The sequence below is a fragment of the Frankia sp. Mgl5 genome, from assembly GCF_023242985.1.
In the GTDB taxonomy this organism is placed as follows: Bacteria; Actinomycetota; Actinomycetes; order Frankiales; family Frankiaceae; genus Parafrankia; species Parafrankia soli.
The window spans coordinates 1-232 of the sequence record NZ_JALKFY010000371.1 but is presented as its reverse complement, the minus strand read 5'-3'; the positions used below and the strand labels follow the sequence as shown (position 1 = coordinate 232).

1 protein-coding gene is annotated in these 232 nt (G+C 58.2%); it reads right to left on the bottom strand.

What is annotated here, in order from left to right:
- Nucleotides 1-232: acetamidase/formamidase family protein (locus MXD62_RS40465; protein WP_368862365.1), on the bottom strand; the 232-nt coding region annotated here is incomplete at both ends.

Sequence of the window (232 nt, the reverse complement as noted above, 5' to 3'; positions counted from 1 at the left end):
GCCTCCATGTTCACGAGGGGGAACAGTCCGTGCAGCTTCCTTCGCAATCCGTTCAAACTCGGCCCCCTGAAGCTTGCCTAGTACGGCACTATGCGACGTGGGCAAATTGGCTAGCGGAGGAACGCGTTCCGGGTTGGTGGCAACCAGATCTCGTTCACGTTTGTTCCATTTGTCCAGCAATTGGTGGGAAGGCGCTGTGCCGATCAGCCCAGGATGCAGAATGCCCGCGAAC